This is a genomic window from Acidisoma sp. (assembly GCF_965199065.1).
In the GTDB taxonomy this organism is placed as follows: domain Bacteria; phylum Pseudomonadota; class Alphaproteobacteria; order Acetobacterales; family Acetobacteraceae; genus Acidisoma.
Window position 1 is genome coordinate 908,584 of sequence record NZ_CBDAQN010000003.1, and the last position, 15,127, is coordinate 923,710.

Sequence of the window (15,127 nt, forward strand, 5' to 3'; positions counted from 1 at the left end):
CGGTTCTTTTTCGCAAAAAAACTGCCTGCCTTCTAGGCGCGCCCCAGCCGCTCCGCGCCCCCGCCAAGCGCCGGGCCTGCCGTCGGGTCCGCACCTTCGGGCATCTGCGCGATGAGCGTCTGCGTCGTCAGGATGAGCGCCGCGATCGAGGCTGCGTTGCGGATCGCCGTCATGCTGACTTTCACCGGATCGACGATCCCGGCCTCCATCAGATTGACGATCTTGCCCGTCAGCGCATTGAATCCGACGCCACGCTCGCTCTGCGCGACCTCGGCAAGGATAGGCGCGGGATCGCGGCCGCAGTTGCGGACGATGCAGGACAGGGGTTGCGCCAGGGCGGACTGCAGCAGGGTGGCGCCCAGCCGGTGGCCGCCCTCCAGCCGTTCCACGGTCGCGGCGAGATCGGGCGCGATCTGCATCAGCGCGGTGCCACCGCCGGCGACCACACCCTCCTCCACCGCCGCGCGCGTCGCGTTGATCGCATCCTCGATCATCTGCGCCCGGCGCTTCTGCTCGGCCGGCGTCGCGCCGCCGGCGAACACCGTCGCCGATCCGCCCGACAGCTTGGCAAGCCGCTCCTGCAGCTTGTCGCGCTCGATATTCTGCGGCGCCGCGTCATATTGCCGCGCGACCTGAGCCCGGCGCGCCGTCACCGTCGCCGGCTCGCCCGCGCCTTTGCTGATGATGGTCTGGTTCGCCGTGATCCGCACCTGACGGGCGGAGCCGAGATCGCGCTGGCTCACATCCTCGAGCCGGCCGCCGAGTTCACGCGCGATCACCCGGCCGCCGGTGACGATCGCGATATCCTCCAGCATGGCCTTACGCCAGTGCCCGTATTCTGGCGGGTGGATCGCCGCGATGAGAGGCTGGCCGCGCTCGCGCCTCCCCAACAGGCGCACGAGGCAGTTCGGCGCGACCTCCTCCGCCATGATGAGCAGCGGGCGGTTGCTCCCCTTGAGCAATGCCTCGATCGACGCCGCATCCTCCGGCCCCTGCAGCTTGAGGTCCGTCATCAGGATGAGGGGATCGTCCAGCACGACCTGCATCCGCTCGATGTCCGTCACCATGTGGTGCGACAGATAGCCGCGGTCGAAGGACATGCCGTCGACAACCTCCAGCTGCGTCTCGACCGTGGAACCGAACTCGACCGTCACGAGGCCCTCCGGCCCCACGCGTTCGATCGCCTCGGCCACCATCGCGCCCGTGACCGGGTCGTTGGCGGCGATGGTCGCCACCGCCACCGTCTCCGCCGCGTTGCGCAGTGGATGAGCACTCGCGCGCAGAGCCGCCAGAACGTCGGTCACCGCGATCTCGAGTCCGGCGACGAGATCGACCGGGTTGGCGCCCTTCGCCAGGTGATCCAGGCCCTGCTGCACCATCGCATCCGCGAGCACGGTCGCCGTGGTTGTGCCGTCACCGGCGATGTCGTTTGTCTGCTTGGACACCTCGCGCAACACCTGCGCGCCCATGTTCTCGAACGGACAGGCAAGCTCGATCTCCTGAGCGATGCTGACACCGTCCCGCGAAATTATAGGCGTGCCGACAGGCCGGTCGATGATGGCGTTCATCCCTTTCGGCCCCAAAGTGCCGCGAACCGCCCGCGCCATCTTGGAAACGCCGCGCCCGAGCGCCGCCCGCGCCTCATCATCATGAAGCATCATCTTGGCCATGGCTTATCCTCCGGGATTGCGCGGTTTAGGAGAAAGCGAGCCCGTTCTTTTTTGAGAAAAAGAACTGAAAAACTTTTCTCAATGCGCCGCGCGCTTCTCGGCCGGAACTGCACGGATAAAATCCAGCAACGTCCGCTCGTCATCGCTGCGTGTTTCGTTGAAACGCGCTGCAAGCAGTCCCCGGCAGAGCGCGCCGTTGAACTCCACATTCACCGCAACACGACGCAAGGCGCGGAGATGCGTACGAAACCCCTCGGGCGCCACCGGGGCTCCGTGCTCATCGACGAAAGCGGGAGCCTCATCGTCCGCATTCCCCACGACGGCCCGGCGGTCGAGATACCGCTCCACCAGACGCTGGCCCTCAGGCGTGTTCGTTAGGGATCGCAGTGCTCCAATCGTGAGGTAGGCAAGGGCTTCCGGCGCATAGCGAGTGGCGAGGAGATGATCCGCGAGCGCCACCTGCCGCCGCTGAAACGCCTTCACGAGGAACGTTCGCCGCACCTGGGCAAGGTTCCCGTTTGCCTCATCGCCGAATGCAGACTGAAAAGACTGCGTCTCCGCCATCCCGCGATTGATTGTCTCGGAATACATGTGCTCGCCAAGCGTGACATTGACGCTCGTCACCCACGGAAGGACCGAGACTGCGGCGCGCATGTCCTCGGCCATGATGTATGCGAAGTTCGCGGCGCACCAATAAGTGGGCAGCCGGAACGACAGGTTGACCGCACCGTCACTCTCCACCGCGACGCCGGTGACGAAGTCCAGCTCCACCACCGATTCATCGAGTTCCGGATCGTTGACCGTCTCGAGCCGGGCCAGCACCTCGCTGACCCGGTCCGCCGGGGCGGTCGAAGCTTTGTCGCTCACTCCGCCGCCACACTTTGAGAAATGGAATGCGCCAGCTTCATCGACTCTATGTCGATGTTGTAGAGCTTCGCCGCGTTGAGGCCGAGGATTTTCTTCTTTGCCTGCAGCGACAGATCAACGCCGGTTTCGCGCCTGACATCCTCCGGCAGCTCGAACGCCATGAACTGATCCACGAGCCATTTTGGCGTCCAGATGCCGTAGTCGCTCCCGAACAGAAGCCGGTCCTCGCCAAGCCAGAACAGCAACTCGGACATGATATGGGCGAAGTACCCCGGGCGGCTGTGGATGAACGGCAAGGCAACCGCCAGCCCGCCATAGACGTTCGGCTCCTGCACCGCGATCCAGCAGAAGTCGTCGAGGCGCGGCAGGCCGCAATGCTCGACGATGAAGTTCAGGTTGGGGAACGAGGTCGCTGCATCATCGATATCGGCCACGTCGAAGGCGTCCCGATTGAGCGGGAGAATGGTCGGCCCCTTGTGCACGTGAATGTTCTTGATGCCGAGCTTCTCAGCGTGCTCCAGGAACCGCTTCGCGTGATCGTCCGACAGCTTGTAGCCCTTGCTGTCGCCCTTCCACTCCGCGGTGTAAAGCTTGACGCCCTTCAGCTTGTACTTGGCGACATCCTCCTCCAGCTGATCCATGCCGGCCTCGCCATCCCGCGGGTCGAACGCACCGTTGATGATGAAGCGGTCGGGGTAGCGGACGCCGAGGCTTGCGTTCTGCTCCAGCGTGTTGAAGCCGTTCTTGTAGAAGTCCTTGAGGTAGGTCGGCTGAAAGATCGCCATGTCGTCGTAGCCTTTGACGAACAGGTCCTCGTACATCGTCTCCGCGCCGTATTTCTCAAATTTTGCCCGCGGCCAAAGCTCCTCTTTCGGGCTCAGGGCTGTGTGGTAGCCATAGAAGCAGTTGATGAACTCTTCACCATGCTTGTTCCGCTGGTTCGCAGGGCTCGCGTCCCACAGATGGACATGGCCATCGATGATGAAGATTTCTTCGCCGTCTTTGGTTTTATACATGTTCGCTCCCGCAATTTCTTGTCCCGCAACTACGCTCTCTTGTCGTTGCTGCGTCAGATGAAGTCTTTTACGTCATCCATGTTGCCAAACAGCACGACGGTGTTGTCATCCACCATCACCATGCGACCATAATGAGTCGATGTCGAGATCTCGAAAATGTATGGTGTCATTTCCCGTCCGAGGCGCTCAGTGATCTCGTCCATCTTGAAGATCATCTTGCCGTGGCCGTCGATACGGATCATGGCCGGCATGTAGGTCACGGTCACGCCAGGCTTCTCGCCCATGACTTCCGCGATGACGCGCGCCTCGACGCTGTCATTCATGGTCACGCCACATTCGACCGAGATCGTCTGCTCGAAACGCATATCCTTCATGGACTTGAAGATGTTGTCGGTGTGAGACTGGGACATCGGGTTTTCCTTGTCAGCGTGTTGAGGTCAGTCTCAGGCGTCGACGATCGACCGCACGTCGATGTTCGTCTCGGCGCCGATGGCGCGCAGGCGATTCTTGGCAAGATCCAGAGCCTCGACGAAACTCGCAACCTTGACGCGCGGCTGCGACCAGATCGGCTGAAGCTGATGAGCCGCCGCCATGGCGAGGCGGCCATGCTTGCCAAGCCAACCGGCGAATATGCCGCGGTTGTGGTCGGCATGCTGCTCATCCAGCATCAGCATGCGAAAGAGTTCAACAGAGTTGGCGAGGTTGCGCTCATAGTCACTTTCCGCCGCCGAGACGACGGATGGCGTGATGAAGTCGTTCTGCGCCGCGGCGGACTGCATGACGAACCCGCTGCGGAACAGCTCACCTACGAGGGGCTCGAACACAAGGTTGACCGCGAAATATTGCTCCAGGAAGTCGGTGGCGCCACTGATGGTCTCGATCGCCTCCCGCGTCGCCTGCCAGAGAGGGTCTTCCAGCCAATGCTTCTTGCCGGCGTGCTCATCGAAGCCGTCGATGTCGAGCCCGATCTCGCCGAGGTAGAGCGTGAGATCCTGGGCGAAGCGAAGCTTGTAGGAGGAGTTGGTGAGGATCGCGTTGTTGATCATCTGCGTGTAGCCGTATCGCTGGGCCTGCATCGTCGCGGTGCCCAGGCCGAACTCGGCATGCTTGAACGCGCCGACATGGTCCTGCAGAACGCGCACCCAGGCCGGATCGAAGCGCTTCGGCGCACCCGAGCGGCGCCCGTTCTCGACGACGCTCTGGATCATGCCGCAGACTGTCGACTGGCGCTGATAGTGGGTCCGCTCCCATTCCTGGTCAACGCTGCGGTAGGCGTGCCAGTTGCTGCTGCGCGCGGCGGTCCAGTTCTCGTCGTAGGTCGGCGTGCCATCCGCGAAGGATATGATCCAGTCCTGCAGCAGATACCGCTTGGGGTCCGGTTGCACGTCCACCGTCATGTCTTCGTAGTGCGTCGCGCGCCGCCCCTTGGGGTCGAAGTAGTTGTACTTGCGGCTGTCCCAACCAGCGAACTTGGCGGAGCCGGCGGCGCCGGATTTGACATGGGCGGGTTCGTGCGTCGTTGAACTCATCTCGATGACATCCCTCTGGGTTATTGTTATCGCTTGTGGCGCATTCAGGTTTGTTGCTTCTTTCTACAGAAGAAGCGCTTTCTCCTTAGCGTATCGCCGGGGTGAACTTGTCGAAGTAGATCCGTTCGGGCTCGACGCCCGCCATCTGCAATACCGGCAGCACGGCGTCGATCATCGGCGGGGGTCCGCACGAATACGCATCCATCTCGCCGTCGAGGCCTTCCGCCCGGAGCGTGCGCGCGACAACATCATGGATGAAACCCGTCTCGCCAGTCCAGTCGTCGCCCGGTTCGGCGTGCGACAGTGCCGGGATGAAGCGGAAGTTGGGCAGTTGTGCCGTGTAGGCTGCGAATTCCTCGACATGAAACAGATCGGCTCGTGTTCGCGCCCCATAGAAGAAACGGACGGGCCGATGATCCCCGCGTGCCGCATGATCCTGCAGGATCGACCAGAGCGGCGACATGCCGGAGCCGCCGCCGATCAGCAGCAGCGGACCGCGCCTCCCCTCACGGTGGAAGCAGGTGCCGTATGGACCCTTGACCAGGATTGCATCGCCGGGGCTGAGCCCGCCATCGAGCAGGGCGGAAAACGCCCCCTGCGGGTACATCTTGATGATGAATTTAAGCGTGGTCGAACCACCAACGGAATGATCACCTGGCGCATTGGCCATGGAGAAGGCGCGCGTGATCCCGGCACCCGGGATTGTCACGTCGACATACTGCCCAGCCCAGAAGCGCATCGGCGCCGCCAGCTCGAGCGTCAGCAGCCGTATATCCCGGGTGAGCGGCACAATGCTGGTGAGCGACGCCGGGATCTCCTTCACCGCGATGGACCGGCTGAGCAGGTCCTCGTCGTAGTTCAGAAGTTCGACCGTGATGTCGCTGAAGGCCAGCGTGCGGCAAAGCAGGATGTGGTCGGTGTCGCGCTCGGACTCCGGCAGCGCGAAAGTCGAATATTTCAGCAGCTCTATATCGCCGTCGATGAGCTTGGACTTGCAGCTCGCGCATTGCCCTTCCTTGCACCCGTGCATCACGGAGATGCCTTGGCGGAAGGCCGCATCGAGGACCGTTTCGCCCTCGCGGACATCCATCTCGATCCCGACCGGTTCGAAACGAACCAGATGTGAGATGACGTCGTTCATGATTGACCCTTTTCGATAGCGGGTCGGGGACCGGCCGAAGCCGGCCCCCTTCCTGGCGCGAAAGCTTAGTTGATGGGCGTAATCTTGAAGCCCTTCCGGTACTCCGCGAGATGCGTCTCCCGGGCCTCCGGCGTCATCGCCCGGATTGCCTTCAGCGGGCTGCCGAGCGTGTGGCCGCGAACGTGATCGAGCGTCCACATCTTGCTGTCGTCGAAGTGCAGATGCGGCTGCGGGACCAAGGTTTTCCCGTCGCTGCGAACGAAGCCGAGATCCTGAATGGCATCGGCGAGATCCCAGCCGTCGTAGCATTCCTCCCACTCGCGCCGGCCGCTGAAGCGGCCCATCGCGGGCGTCGGACGGCCCTCGTACTCGGCCGAGAACGCGGTCTTGTGCGTCCAGTGGCAGAGTTCGGAACAGTAGGTGTAGATCTTGCCGTCGACCTCGTCGCAGACGATGTCCTCACGAATGAGGCAAGGCACCATGCAGCTCCAGCAACGATGCGGGTAGACGTATCCCGTCTCGGTGTTGAAGGTCATGACGGTCTCGCCGGGCTTCGAGAGCTTCTCGTACCACTTCCAGTAATCGCCGAACTCGGCATACCAGCCGGGATACTTGTGCTCGAACCACTCGAAGTCCTTTTCGGTCTGAGCCTCGATCCGCCAGAAGTTGACGGGCCAGCCGACCGAGAAGAACTGTGCCGTCTTGTGCACATAATTCTTCTTGACCATCCGTTCCCAGGCCGCCGCGACATCATCATGGTGAATCTTGATGCCGTATTTCTCGAGCGGCAGCATGTAGGTGCGGTAGTAATCCTCGTAGATCCAGCGATGCCACAGCTCGGCATAGCTTTCCTTGTTCTTGTCGCGATCGGTCGTCGCGTATTCGATGAGCGTGCCGATGGCGGCGTCCACGATCGCGTGGTTCTGCCAGAAGGCGTAGCGGATATCGCGCTCGATCAGCTGATGGTTGTCGGGATCGTTGATGAGCGACATCAGCATGGAGTGGCCGTTGCCGATGTGCCGGCTCTCATCGGACTGCACCGACAGGAAGACCGTGGGCAGGGCATAGTCGCCGTTGCGCGCCGCCTCGGAGGGCATGGCAACGAACAGCGTGTTGGTGAAGGCTGTTTCGGCGACCACCGTCAGGTAGATATTGGCCGATGTGATGGCATCGCCGGTGACGAAGCCCTCGGCGAATTGGCGGCCGATCGTGGTCGCGTAGCAACGGCCGAAGGCCGCTTCCGTGATATCGAACCCGGCCGGGTCGATATAGTTCTCCATATACCACTTCTTCAGATTCATCTGGATCGTCGAGTGCCGGAACTCGTCGACCATCTGCATCGTGAAGCCCGTGCGAAGCTCCTCGCCCGGAGCCAGCCGCGCGACCATCGCCATCGAGCGTGCAGCAGAAATCTCGGGGAACGGAATGATCGCCAGGAAGAGCTTCATCCACTCGACCCAGCGGGGCTGGACGTTGCGGAACATGTCGCCGCGGAGTGCGGCGTCGAGCGCGCCGTAAACTCGGTTGTCTTTCTCTTCCTGCATCGGGAAGTAGGACCGCAGCACCTGCTTCATCGGGTCGCGCGGTGCCTTCTTGATCTTGTAGTCGGTCGGGAAGGTCATCGCTTCCTGAACGTAACTCGGCGTCCAGCCGAGGTCGGCGACACGGCGAGCGGCTTCGCCGATGCTAATTCCTTTCTGAGCGGTGATTTTGGTTAACGAGAGGCCCTCAGGCATCAGGAGTCTCCTTCGTTTGTTCGTTATGTTTCTTTGGCCTTAGCCTCGACATTTGTGCGAATTACAAGTAGTCGGACAAATACACGAAGCTGATTGTCTGTGTAGCAAATGGTGTGCCAACCTCGGCAGCATCCTATGACTTTAACGAATACGCAAGACTTAAAGTAATCAATAATTTATATTGCGGCGCATCATGTCTTATTATGGGACAGTCAGCGAGAAGATGTCCCAATTCAGGACGGACAATCACGTCACGCCTGCGGCTTTCCAGGCCGTCCGATGGGTTTGCCGTCAGCAATGAAGCGCGCAGCAAGAACGAGCGTGCCCATCGTGAACTCGCGGCCATGCGCCTCGATCATTTCCTGCGCCAGCGACGCCACGCGCTCGAAGAAGCGGTCCTTGGAGATGTCTTCCGCCGTGGGTGCGGGGTCCGTCATGGTGACGCCTCCTGGGCGCGAGGCCGGAACAGCGCGTCCGGCAATGGCAATACGCCAAGGTCGCCACCTGCGGTGCCGATCGCGAGCCGGCTGCCGTCGGCGGACCAGGCGAGCACGGTCACCGCGCCTCCGCCCTCGTCGCGCAGATGGAGCGCGTCCTGGCCTTGAGGCTCGGTTACGGTGACAGCGCCGTTCGCGGTTCCGGCGGCGATCAGGGCACGGTTCGGGTGCCAGGCAACCACCGTGATCGGCACCCGAGCCGTCGTGCCGCAGGCGGCAGGATGCTCGCTCGGCGGATCGAGCGCCCAGCACAGCACCTGCCGGGCACCGGCGGCGGCAAGGCGGCTGCCCTCCGGATCAAAGGAGAGCGACGGCACGGCGCCGCCGCCACCGCTGGCACCGGCCCCGTTCAGGGTCACGTAGTAAATCGTGCCGCGCTCGCTGAAGTCCCAAACCTCAACAGCGCCGTCGGCCAGCCCACAGGCGAGGCGCGTGTTGCGGGCACCCCAGGCGAGGCTGCAGGGCCTCCCGGGCGTTTCCAGCCTGTTGATGCCCTCTGCCGCGGTCCATAGCGTCACGCCGGCCTCGTCGGCCACGCCAAGCCGCTCGCCCGTATCGTCGAACAACAGCGCCACTACCGGCGCCGGAGTGGCGAATGTCACCGGGGGCTGGCCCGAAACAGTCACGCTCGAACCAAGCGCCGTCGCGTGCCGGCTGCCATCGCCGCCGATAGCGAAATGCTCCGCATGGCCGTCCGACGCGCCGGCCAATCCCTCGGCGGAGAGGTCTGCCGAAACCTGAGTGAGGGTCGCGTTGCCGCCGCCGGTGAGGAAGCCGTGGCCGGGCCGGGCCCGCAGCGCGAGGCATCCGTCGCCCTGCACCGCCTGACGCGCCAGCGGCGGCGGCGGCAGCCCGGGCCGCAGTTCCAGGCCGCCGCCCCGCCGCGGGGTAATGGCAGGGCCGCCATCCCACTCGGCACGCGCAAGCGCGACCGAACCGTCACCCAAGGCGAACCCCGCGAGGTCCGCATCCCAGGCCGCCGCGACCACCGGCACGCCGAGCGACCAGCGGCCGCCCAGCACCTCCAGCAAAGGCTGGGGGCGCATCATGGGATGAGTACCGCCCGCCCCCGGATCTTGCCGTGATGGAGGTCGTGCAGGGCCTGGTTGGCCTCCCGCAGCCGGTATTCGCGCGTCGCCAGATGGACAAGCCCGCGATCCGCCAACGCCATCAACTCGACCAGTTCAGGATAAGTGCCGACGAGGTTGCCGACGATCGTCTTCTCGGCGGTGATCATGTCGATCGTCGGCAGGTCGATCTTCCCGCCATAGCCGACGATGTAATAGTACCCGCCGTTCGCCGTCATGGCGAGGCCGCGGGCGACCGCCTCCCCTTCGCCGACGAAGTCGATCACCGCTTCGGCGCCGCGGCCGCCGGTCAGCGCCATCACGCCGTCGACCTCGCCGCCATCGGCACGAACCTGGTGATGCGCGCCGCATTCCTTTCCCAGCGCGAGGCCGGTATCGGAACGGTCGACGACAATGATTTCGGCGGCACAGAGGGCCGCCAGCACCTGGATGCCGATGTGGCCAAGCCCGCCGGCGCCGATGACGGTGACGAACTGGCCAGGCAGCAGATGGCGCGAGGCCTTTTTCGCCGCGCGATAGGCGGTGAGGCCGGCATCCGTGTAGGGTGCGACATCTTTCGGCGCGAGCGACTTCGGTAGCTTGATCAGCGAGCGCTCGCCGGTCAGCAGATATTGGGCGTAGCCGCCATTGGTGTTGATGCCGGGAAACTTGCTGTCGGTCGCGTGCATGTCGTCGCCGCGCCGGCAGGCGAGGCAGTGCCCGCTCGTTACCAGCGGATGGCAGATGACAGCGTCGCCGACCTTGAAGCTCTCGACACCGGGGCCGACTTCCTCGACCCAGCCGGCGTTTTCGTGACCCATGATGTAAGGCAGCACAACGTCGACCTTGCTGCGCCAGATCCCTTCCACGACATGCAGGTCGGTCCTGCAAACACCGGCGCCGCCGATGCGCACGATGACATCCGTCGGACGTTCGATCTTCGGATCAGGAACGTCCTCGTAATGCACAAACGTGTCGGATGACAGGCTCTCATCGTAGGCGTGCAACACGGCTGCCTTCATGGCGACGCATCCTCCATTTTGCTCTGCCTCTTTGGGCGAGTGTTCCACGCATGCTGTTGCATTCGCCGTGCCAATCACGCCGCCCTCGTTAAATCAAGCAGTTGCCCTTTCCGTGTCCGAACTCTTCTGTTCAATGGGGAACACTGCGCTGGGCACACTGTTCCGTTTAGGAACAATGAGCATCATCCGGTCCCGGCAGATACTTGACGTGACGGCGGCGAGGGCTGTTCAATGCGCCGGTGAAGCGCGAGCTGCCGGGAACAAGGCGAGCCGAGGGAAAAGCAATGTTGATATCGGCAGAGGAACGTCTCGGCCGCGCCCGGACGGTTCTCGAAAGACGCCTCATGACGCCGGCCGACTTGCTCAGTCCGGAAATTGCCGCGAGCTGGACCCGATGTCTGGAGCATGGGCTCGATCCCAGCCAGCCGCCGCAGATCGACCAGCTCGACGATGCCGAACTCCGCCATGCACGCGATGCCGCGGGGGTGTTGCGACCCCTCGTCCTGGCGGAGATGGAGACGCTGTATGACCAGATCTCCGGCAGCAACTTCATGATTGCGTTTGCACTGACGAACGGATTGATCCTCGATACGATTTCCGATCGCACCTTCAACCCGATGGCGCGGACGACGAACATCCAGCCCGGCGGATTATGGTCTGAACTCGGCTGCGGCACCAACGCACTCGGCAGCGCAGCGGCCTCGCAGCGCGCGATCACCGTGCACGGCGGTGAACATTTCTTCAGCCGGTATGGCAAGCTTACCTGCACCGCCGCGCCGGTTTTCGGGCCGGATGGCACGGTCGCCGGCGTGCTCGACGCATCGTCGGATTGCAGTTCGCGGCAGCAGCATACGCGGGCGCTGGTGTCGATGGCAGCGACCCAGATCGAAAACGGCTTGTTTCGCGAGCATCATCGGGGCGCAATTCTGCTGGCGTTTCACAATCGTGCCGAATATCTGCATACCTTGAGCGCAGGCCTCATGGCGATCGATGCGTCGGGCACGGTGCTGAACATGAATCTCCGGGCACGGCTGTTTCTGCAGGGACTTCCCACGCAGGCTGGCCGCAGGTTTCGCGACATCTTTCGCACGAGCTTCGGCGAGTTCATCGATACCGGAAAGCGGGACCAGCGGGTCCGGCTGCAGGATCGCGCGGGCAGCGTCTTTGTCGCCAGCATCGAAACATTGCAGCCCATGACTACAGTGTTGCCGATCCCAGCACTTGTCGCCCGGTCATCCCCCGGGACACCTGTGCCTTCTTTCGTCGCTCTGGACCCATCGGTGATGAAGGCCATGCGCGATGTCGAAGCGGCGGCCCGTCGCCGTCTTCCGATCCTCATCCGTGGGGAGACCGGCACCGGCAAGGAACAACTGGCGCGCCACGCGCACGCCGCGAGCGGCCGCGGCGGCACGTTCGTGCCGATAAACTGCGGCGCACTCCCGGAGAGCCTCATCGAGGCCGAGTTGTTCGGTCATGCCGAAGGCGCGTTCACCGGATCGCGTCGCGGCGGCGCCGTGGGGCTGGTGGCGCAGGCCGACCGCGGCACGCTGTTTCTCGACGAGATCGGAGACATGCCGCTGTCGCTGCAGACGGTTCTGCTGCGCCTGCTGGATGATTGGACGGTGCGCCCGGTCGGCGGCGGCGCCACGCGCCCGGTGGATGTGCTGCTCATCGCCGCCACCAACGTCGATCTGGCGGATCATGTGGCTCGCGGGCGCTTCCGCGCCGATCTCTACTATCGGCTCGACACCATCGAGGCGATCCTGCCGCCGCTGCGCGAGCGTGTGGACTTCAGGCCGATCGTGAAGCATCTCCTGCGGACAGTCAGCCCGGATACAGAGATCGAGGATGCGGCGCTCGCTTTCCTGGAGACCCAGGCCTGGCCTGGCAACATCCGCGAGTTGCGCAACCTCCTGACACGCCTCACGCTTACTCAGGAGGGAGGCGTGCTCCGCCTCGCGAGCGTCGCCGCCTGCATCGGCGCTGCCGGGATGCCCGCCTCCCCGCGGCTGAAAGACCAGACGACCGAGCGCATCGTGACCGTGCACAGGGACCTAGGCGGCAACCTGAGTGCCGCTGCGCGCCGGCTCGGCGTCTCGCGCAACACGGTCTATCGTGCGCTCGCCCGGCAGAAAAACGTTTAGCTAGATTACCTCTTCCAAACTCGCCGCCAGCGCGTCCAGAACGAGGTCCGCATGCTCAATGGCGAAGGGCAGAGGCGGACGGATCTTCAGGCTGTTGCCGTGAATCCCCGAGGCGCTGATCAGCACGTGGCGGCGGCGCATCGCGTTGACGACGCTGCTCGCGAGCCTACCATCGGGCGTCTGGCTCGCACGGTCACGCACGAACTCCAGCGCGATGAACAGCCCGTCGCCGCGCACGTCGCCGATCTGCTCGAAACGCCGCGCGAGGTCGATCAGCCCGGCGCGCAGGTAGGCGCCGACAGTCGCCGCGTTCTGCATCAACGCTTCATCCCGCAGCACGTCCAGCACTGCCATAGCGGCGGCACAGCTCACCGGGTTGCCGCCGAAGGTGTTGAAATACCGCGTGCGGGTTGCGAATTCATCGAACAGCGCAGGGCGGCCGACAACACCGGCGACGGGCATGCCGTTCCCCATCGGCTTGCCGAGCACCACCAGATCCGGTTCGGCACGGTGCCGCTGGAACCCCCACATCGCCGAGCCGGTCCGGGCGAAGCCAGGCTGCACCTCATCCGCGATGAACAAGCCACCCGCCGCGCGGATCGCCGCGACCGCCGGCAGGATGAACCCCGGAGGATGGGTGCAGAGCCCGTCGCTGGAGAAGACAGTGTCGAACAACAGGGCCGCCGGAGCCACGCCATGACGCCGGAAGTCGGCGATTTCCGCCTGCACGCGCGCCGCGAACTCCTCGCCCATGGTGGCGGGGTTGTCCCGGTAGCTGTCGGGCGCCCGCACTGTCCGCACATACGGACCGAGGGGCACGCCGGCGCCGAGCGAGGGCGAAGCCTCAGCGGCGGCGGCAGTAACGCCGTGATAGGCGTTCCCTGTCACGATCACCCCGAGGCCGCCCGTGGTCAAACGTGCAATGCGCAGCGCGAGGTCGATCGCCTCGCTGCCGGTGCAGGTCAGCATCACCTGGGACAGGCCGGCTGAAAAGGTCGCCACCAGCCTCTCGGCATAATCCACCACCAGATCGGTGAGGTAGCGGGTGTGGGTGTTGAGCCGCCCGACCTGCTCCCGCACCGCAGCCACCACGCGGGGATGACAGTGCCCGACGCAGGGAACGTTATTGTACACATCGAGGTAGCGCGTGCCCTCGAGGTCGAAAAGCCAGACCCCTTCCGCCCGATCCAGATGAACGGGCTCCTCGTAGAACAGCCGGTAGGAAGCGCCCATGACGCGCTGGCGGCGGCGGATGAGCGCCTGCGTCGCTTCAGGCAGGAGCCCCAGCTTCGCCACGTCGAAGGCGTTGATCATCGGCGGTCCGCCCGCATGCTCGTTCATGCCGTCACCTCGTCGCGTGCCCCGTTCCAGAGTTTCAGGAGCAGCCCCTGCCCCCGGTCGGGGTCCATCTCTGCCACGCGCCCCATCACCTGCCAGGCACGGCCGGCATTACGCATGAGATACTCGCTATTCTCCGGATACAGCGCAGCCCGCCATGCCGGGATGAGGCCGCGCAACGCAAGCCGCGTCGCTATGAGGTCGAAGAGCACCATGGCTTCCGGTTCCGTCAGCGGCCGCACCGCCTCATACCCGGTCAGCAGGGCGGACAGAGGCGCAAAGAGGTCGGAGCCCTCGCCGATGTTCAGGTGGTAGGAGCCGGTTACCCCCAGCTCCTGCACCAGCGGCGCGCGCACCATGTCGCCGAAGTCGAGCACGCCCGCCACGCTCTGGTCGTTGCCAGCACCCATGAGCAAATTGCTGCCGGTCACGTCGTTGTGGATCACGCCGCTCGGTAGGCTGGACAGCACGGGGAGCACCCGCGCCTCGAACCGGTCGATCAGACGGGCCACCCAGCCGCGGGCGGTATCGTCCGGGATCATGCTCAGCAGCGGGCGCAACGCCACGGCATGCTGCATGTCCCAAAGCAGCGGGTGGCGGTCGGCGGGATGAGAAAAGCCCGCGAGCGCCTGCGCCAGCCGGGCGAGGGTTCTCCCCACATCGCGCAACCCGGCCGGCGCCAGAACCCGGCCGCCGAGGAGCGTGCCGTCGAGCCAGGTGAACAGGCGCACGGCATGTGGATGCCGGGCCTTTCCTGCTTGGCCCTTGCCGCTATACCAAGCGATAAGGTCTCCCGAGAGTGCCGGCACCAGCCGCGGCACGGGCAGGTCCGGGTCGCTGATCTCCACATGACGGAGCGCGGCGGTCTGGAACTCGGTCACCGCCGGGTCCTCGGCGGGGTTGGTGATCTTCAGCATGAAAGCGCCGCCATCCGGCTGACGCATGTGGAAGTTGCGGTCGCGCTCACTTACGAGCACGTCCGCCGCACCATCCCGGCCATAGGTGTCTCGGAATATTGCCTCGGCCTCGGCTTCCGACACCTCCGGCACCGGGCTCTCGAGCACGGCGGCCGCGGTGCCGATCAAGGTGCCGGTTCTCAT

The 15,127-nt window shown here is 64.2% G+C and carries 13 protein-coding genes; 1 reads left to right on the forward strand and 12 read right to left on the reverse strand.

The genetic code is table 11. The annotated features are described in order from the left end of the window. Nucleotides 1-32: 32 nt before the first annotated feature. The 10 genes from ACOEQ1_RS12375 to ACOEQ1_RS12420 form a co-directional block, all read right to left on the reverse strand. Nucleotides 33-1,670, reverse strand: coding sequence for a molecular chaperone GroEL (locus ACOEQ1_RS12375; protein WP_419759558.1), 1,638 nt, complete (start codon nt 1,668-1,670; stop codon nt 33-35). Between the two features lie 78 nt (nt 1,671-1,748). After that, nucleotides 1,749-2,537 (reverse strand): metal-sulfur cluster assembly factor, encoded by a 789-nt coding sequence (locus tag ACOEQ1_RS12380; protein WP_419759559.1) that lies wholly within the window; start codon nt 2,535-2,537, stop codon nt 1,749-1,751. Continuing rightward, the gene (locus ACOEQ1_RS12385) at nt 2,534-3,553 is read right to left on the reverse strand and encodes an amidohydrolase family protein (protein WP_419759560.1); all 1,020 of its coding nucleotides are present in this window, start codon (nt 3,551-3,553) and stop codon (nt 2,534-2,536) included. The genes ACOEQ1_RS12380 and ACOEQ1_RS12385 overlap by 4 nt, the downstream gene beginning before the upstream one ends. Before the next feature lie 53 nt (nt 3,554-3,606). Continuing rightward, nucleotides 3,607-3,963, reverse strand: coding sequence for an MmoB/DmpM family protein (locus tag ACOEQ1_RS12390; protein ID WP_419759561.1), 357 nt, complete (start codon nt 3,961-3,963; stop codon nt 3,607-3,609). A gap of 33 nt (nt 3,964-3,996) precedes the next feature. Beyond that, complete coding sequence (locus tag ACOEQ1_RS12395; protein ID WP_419759562.1) at nt 3,997-5,082, reverse strand: aromatic/alkene monooxygenase hydroxylase subunit beta; 1,086 nt, start codon at nt 5,080-5,082, stop codon at nt 3,997-3,999. Between the two features lie 85 nt (nt 5,083-5,167). Further along, nucleotides 5,168-6,223, reverse strand: a complete 1,056-nt coding sequence (locus tag ACOEQ1_RS12400; RefSeq protein ID WP_419759563.1) for an NADH:ubiquinone reductase (Na(+)-transporting) subunit F — start codon at nt 6,221-6,223, stop codon at nt 5,168-5,170. A 65-nt stretch (nt 6,224-6,288) separates the two neighbouring features. Next, a complete protein-coding gene (locus ACOEQ1_RS12405) occupies nt 6,289-7,959 on the reverse strand; it encodes an aromatic/alkene/methane monooxygenase hydroxylase/oxygenase subunit alpha (RefSeq protein ID WP_419759564.1) in 1,671 nt (556 codons plus the stop codon). A gap of 251 nt (nt 7,960-8,210) precedes the next feature. After that, entirely contained in the window at nt 8,211-8,396 is a 186-nt protein-coding gene (locus ACOEQ1_RS12410; protein WP_419759565.1) for a hypothetical protein, read from the reverse strand. Continuing rightward, nucleotides 8,393-9,505 carry a WD40 repeat domain-containing protein gene (locus ACOEQ1_RS12415; RefSeq protein WP_419759566.1) on the reverse strand — a complete coding sequence of 371 codons (1,113 nt, stop codon included), beginning with the start codon at nt 9,503-9,505 and terminating at the stop codon, nt 8,393-8,395. Before ACOEQ1_RS12415 ends, ACOEQ1_RS12410 begins: the two co-directional genes overlap by 4 nt. Further along, a complete protein-coding gene (locus ACOEQ1_RS12420; protein WP_419759567.1) occupies nt 9,502-10,545 on the reverse strand; it encodes an NAD(P)-dependent alcohol dehydrogenase in 1,044 nt (347 codons plus the stop codon). Before ACOEQ1_RS12420 ends, ACOEQ1_RS12415 begins: the two co-directional genes overlap by 4 nt. Nucleotides 10,546-10,829: 284 nt before the next feature. Between ACOEQ1_RS12420 and ACOEQ1_RS12425 the strand changes: the two genes are divergently transcribed. Next, on the forward strand, nt 10,830-12,689 hold the full coding sequence (locus ACOEQ1_RS12425; RefSeq protein ID WP_419759568.1) for a sigma-54-dependent Fis family transcriptional regulator: 1,860 nt from the start codon (nt 10,830-10,832) through the stop codon (nt 12,687-12,689). Here the strand turns inward: ACOEQ1_RS12425 and ACOEQ1_RS12430 are convergent, their stop codons facing one another. Further along, the gene (locus ACOEQ1_RS12430) at nt 12,690-14,030 is read right to left on the reverse strand and encodes an aspartate aminotransferase family protein (RefSeq protein WP_419759569.1); all 1,341 of its coding nucleotides are present in this window, start codon (nt 14,028-14,030) and stop codon (nt 12,690-12,692) included. Beyond that, nucleotides 14,027-15,127 carry a phosphotransferase gene (locus ACOEQ1_RS12435; RefSeq protein WP_419759570.1) on the reverse strand — a complete coding sequence of 367 codons (1,101 nt, stop codon included), beginning with the start codon at nt 15,125-15,127 and terminating at the stop codon, nt 14,027-14,029. Before ACOEQ1_RS12435 ends, ACOEQ1_RS12430 begins: the two co-directional genes overlap by 4 nt.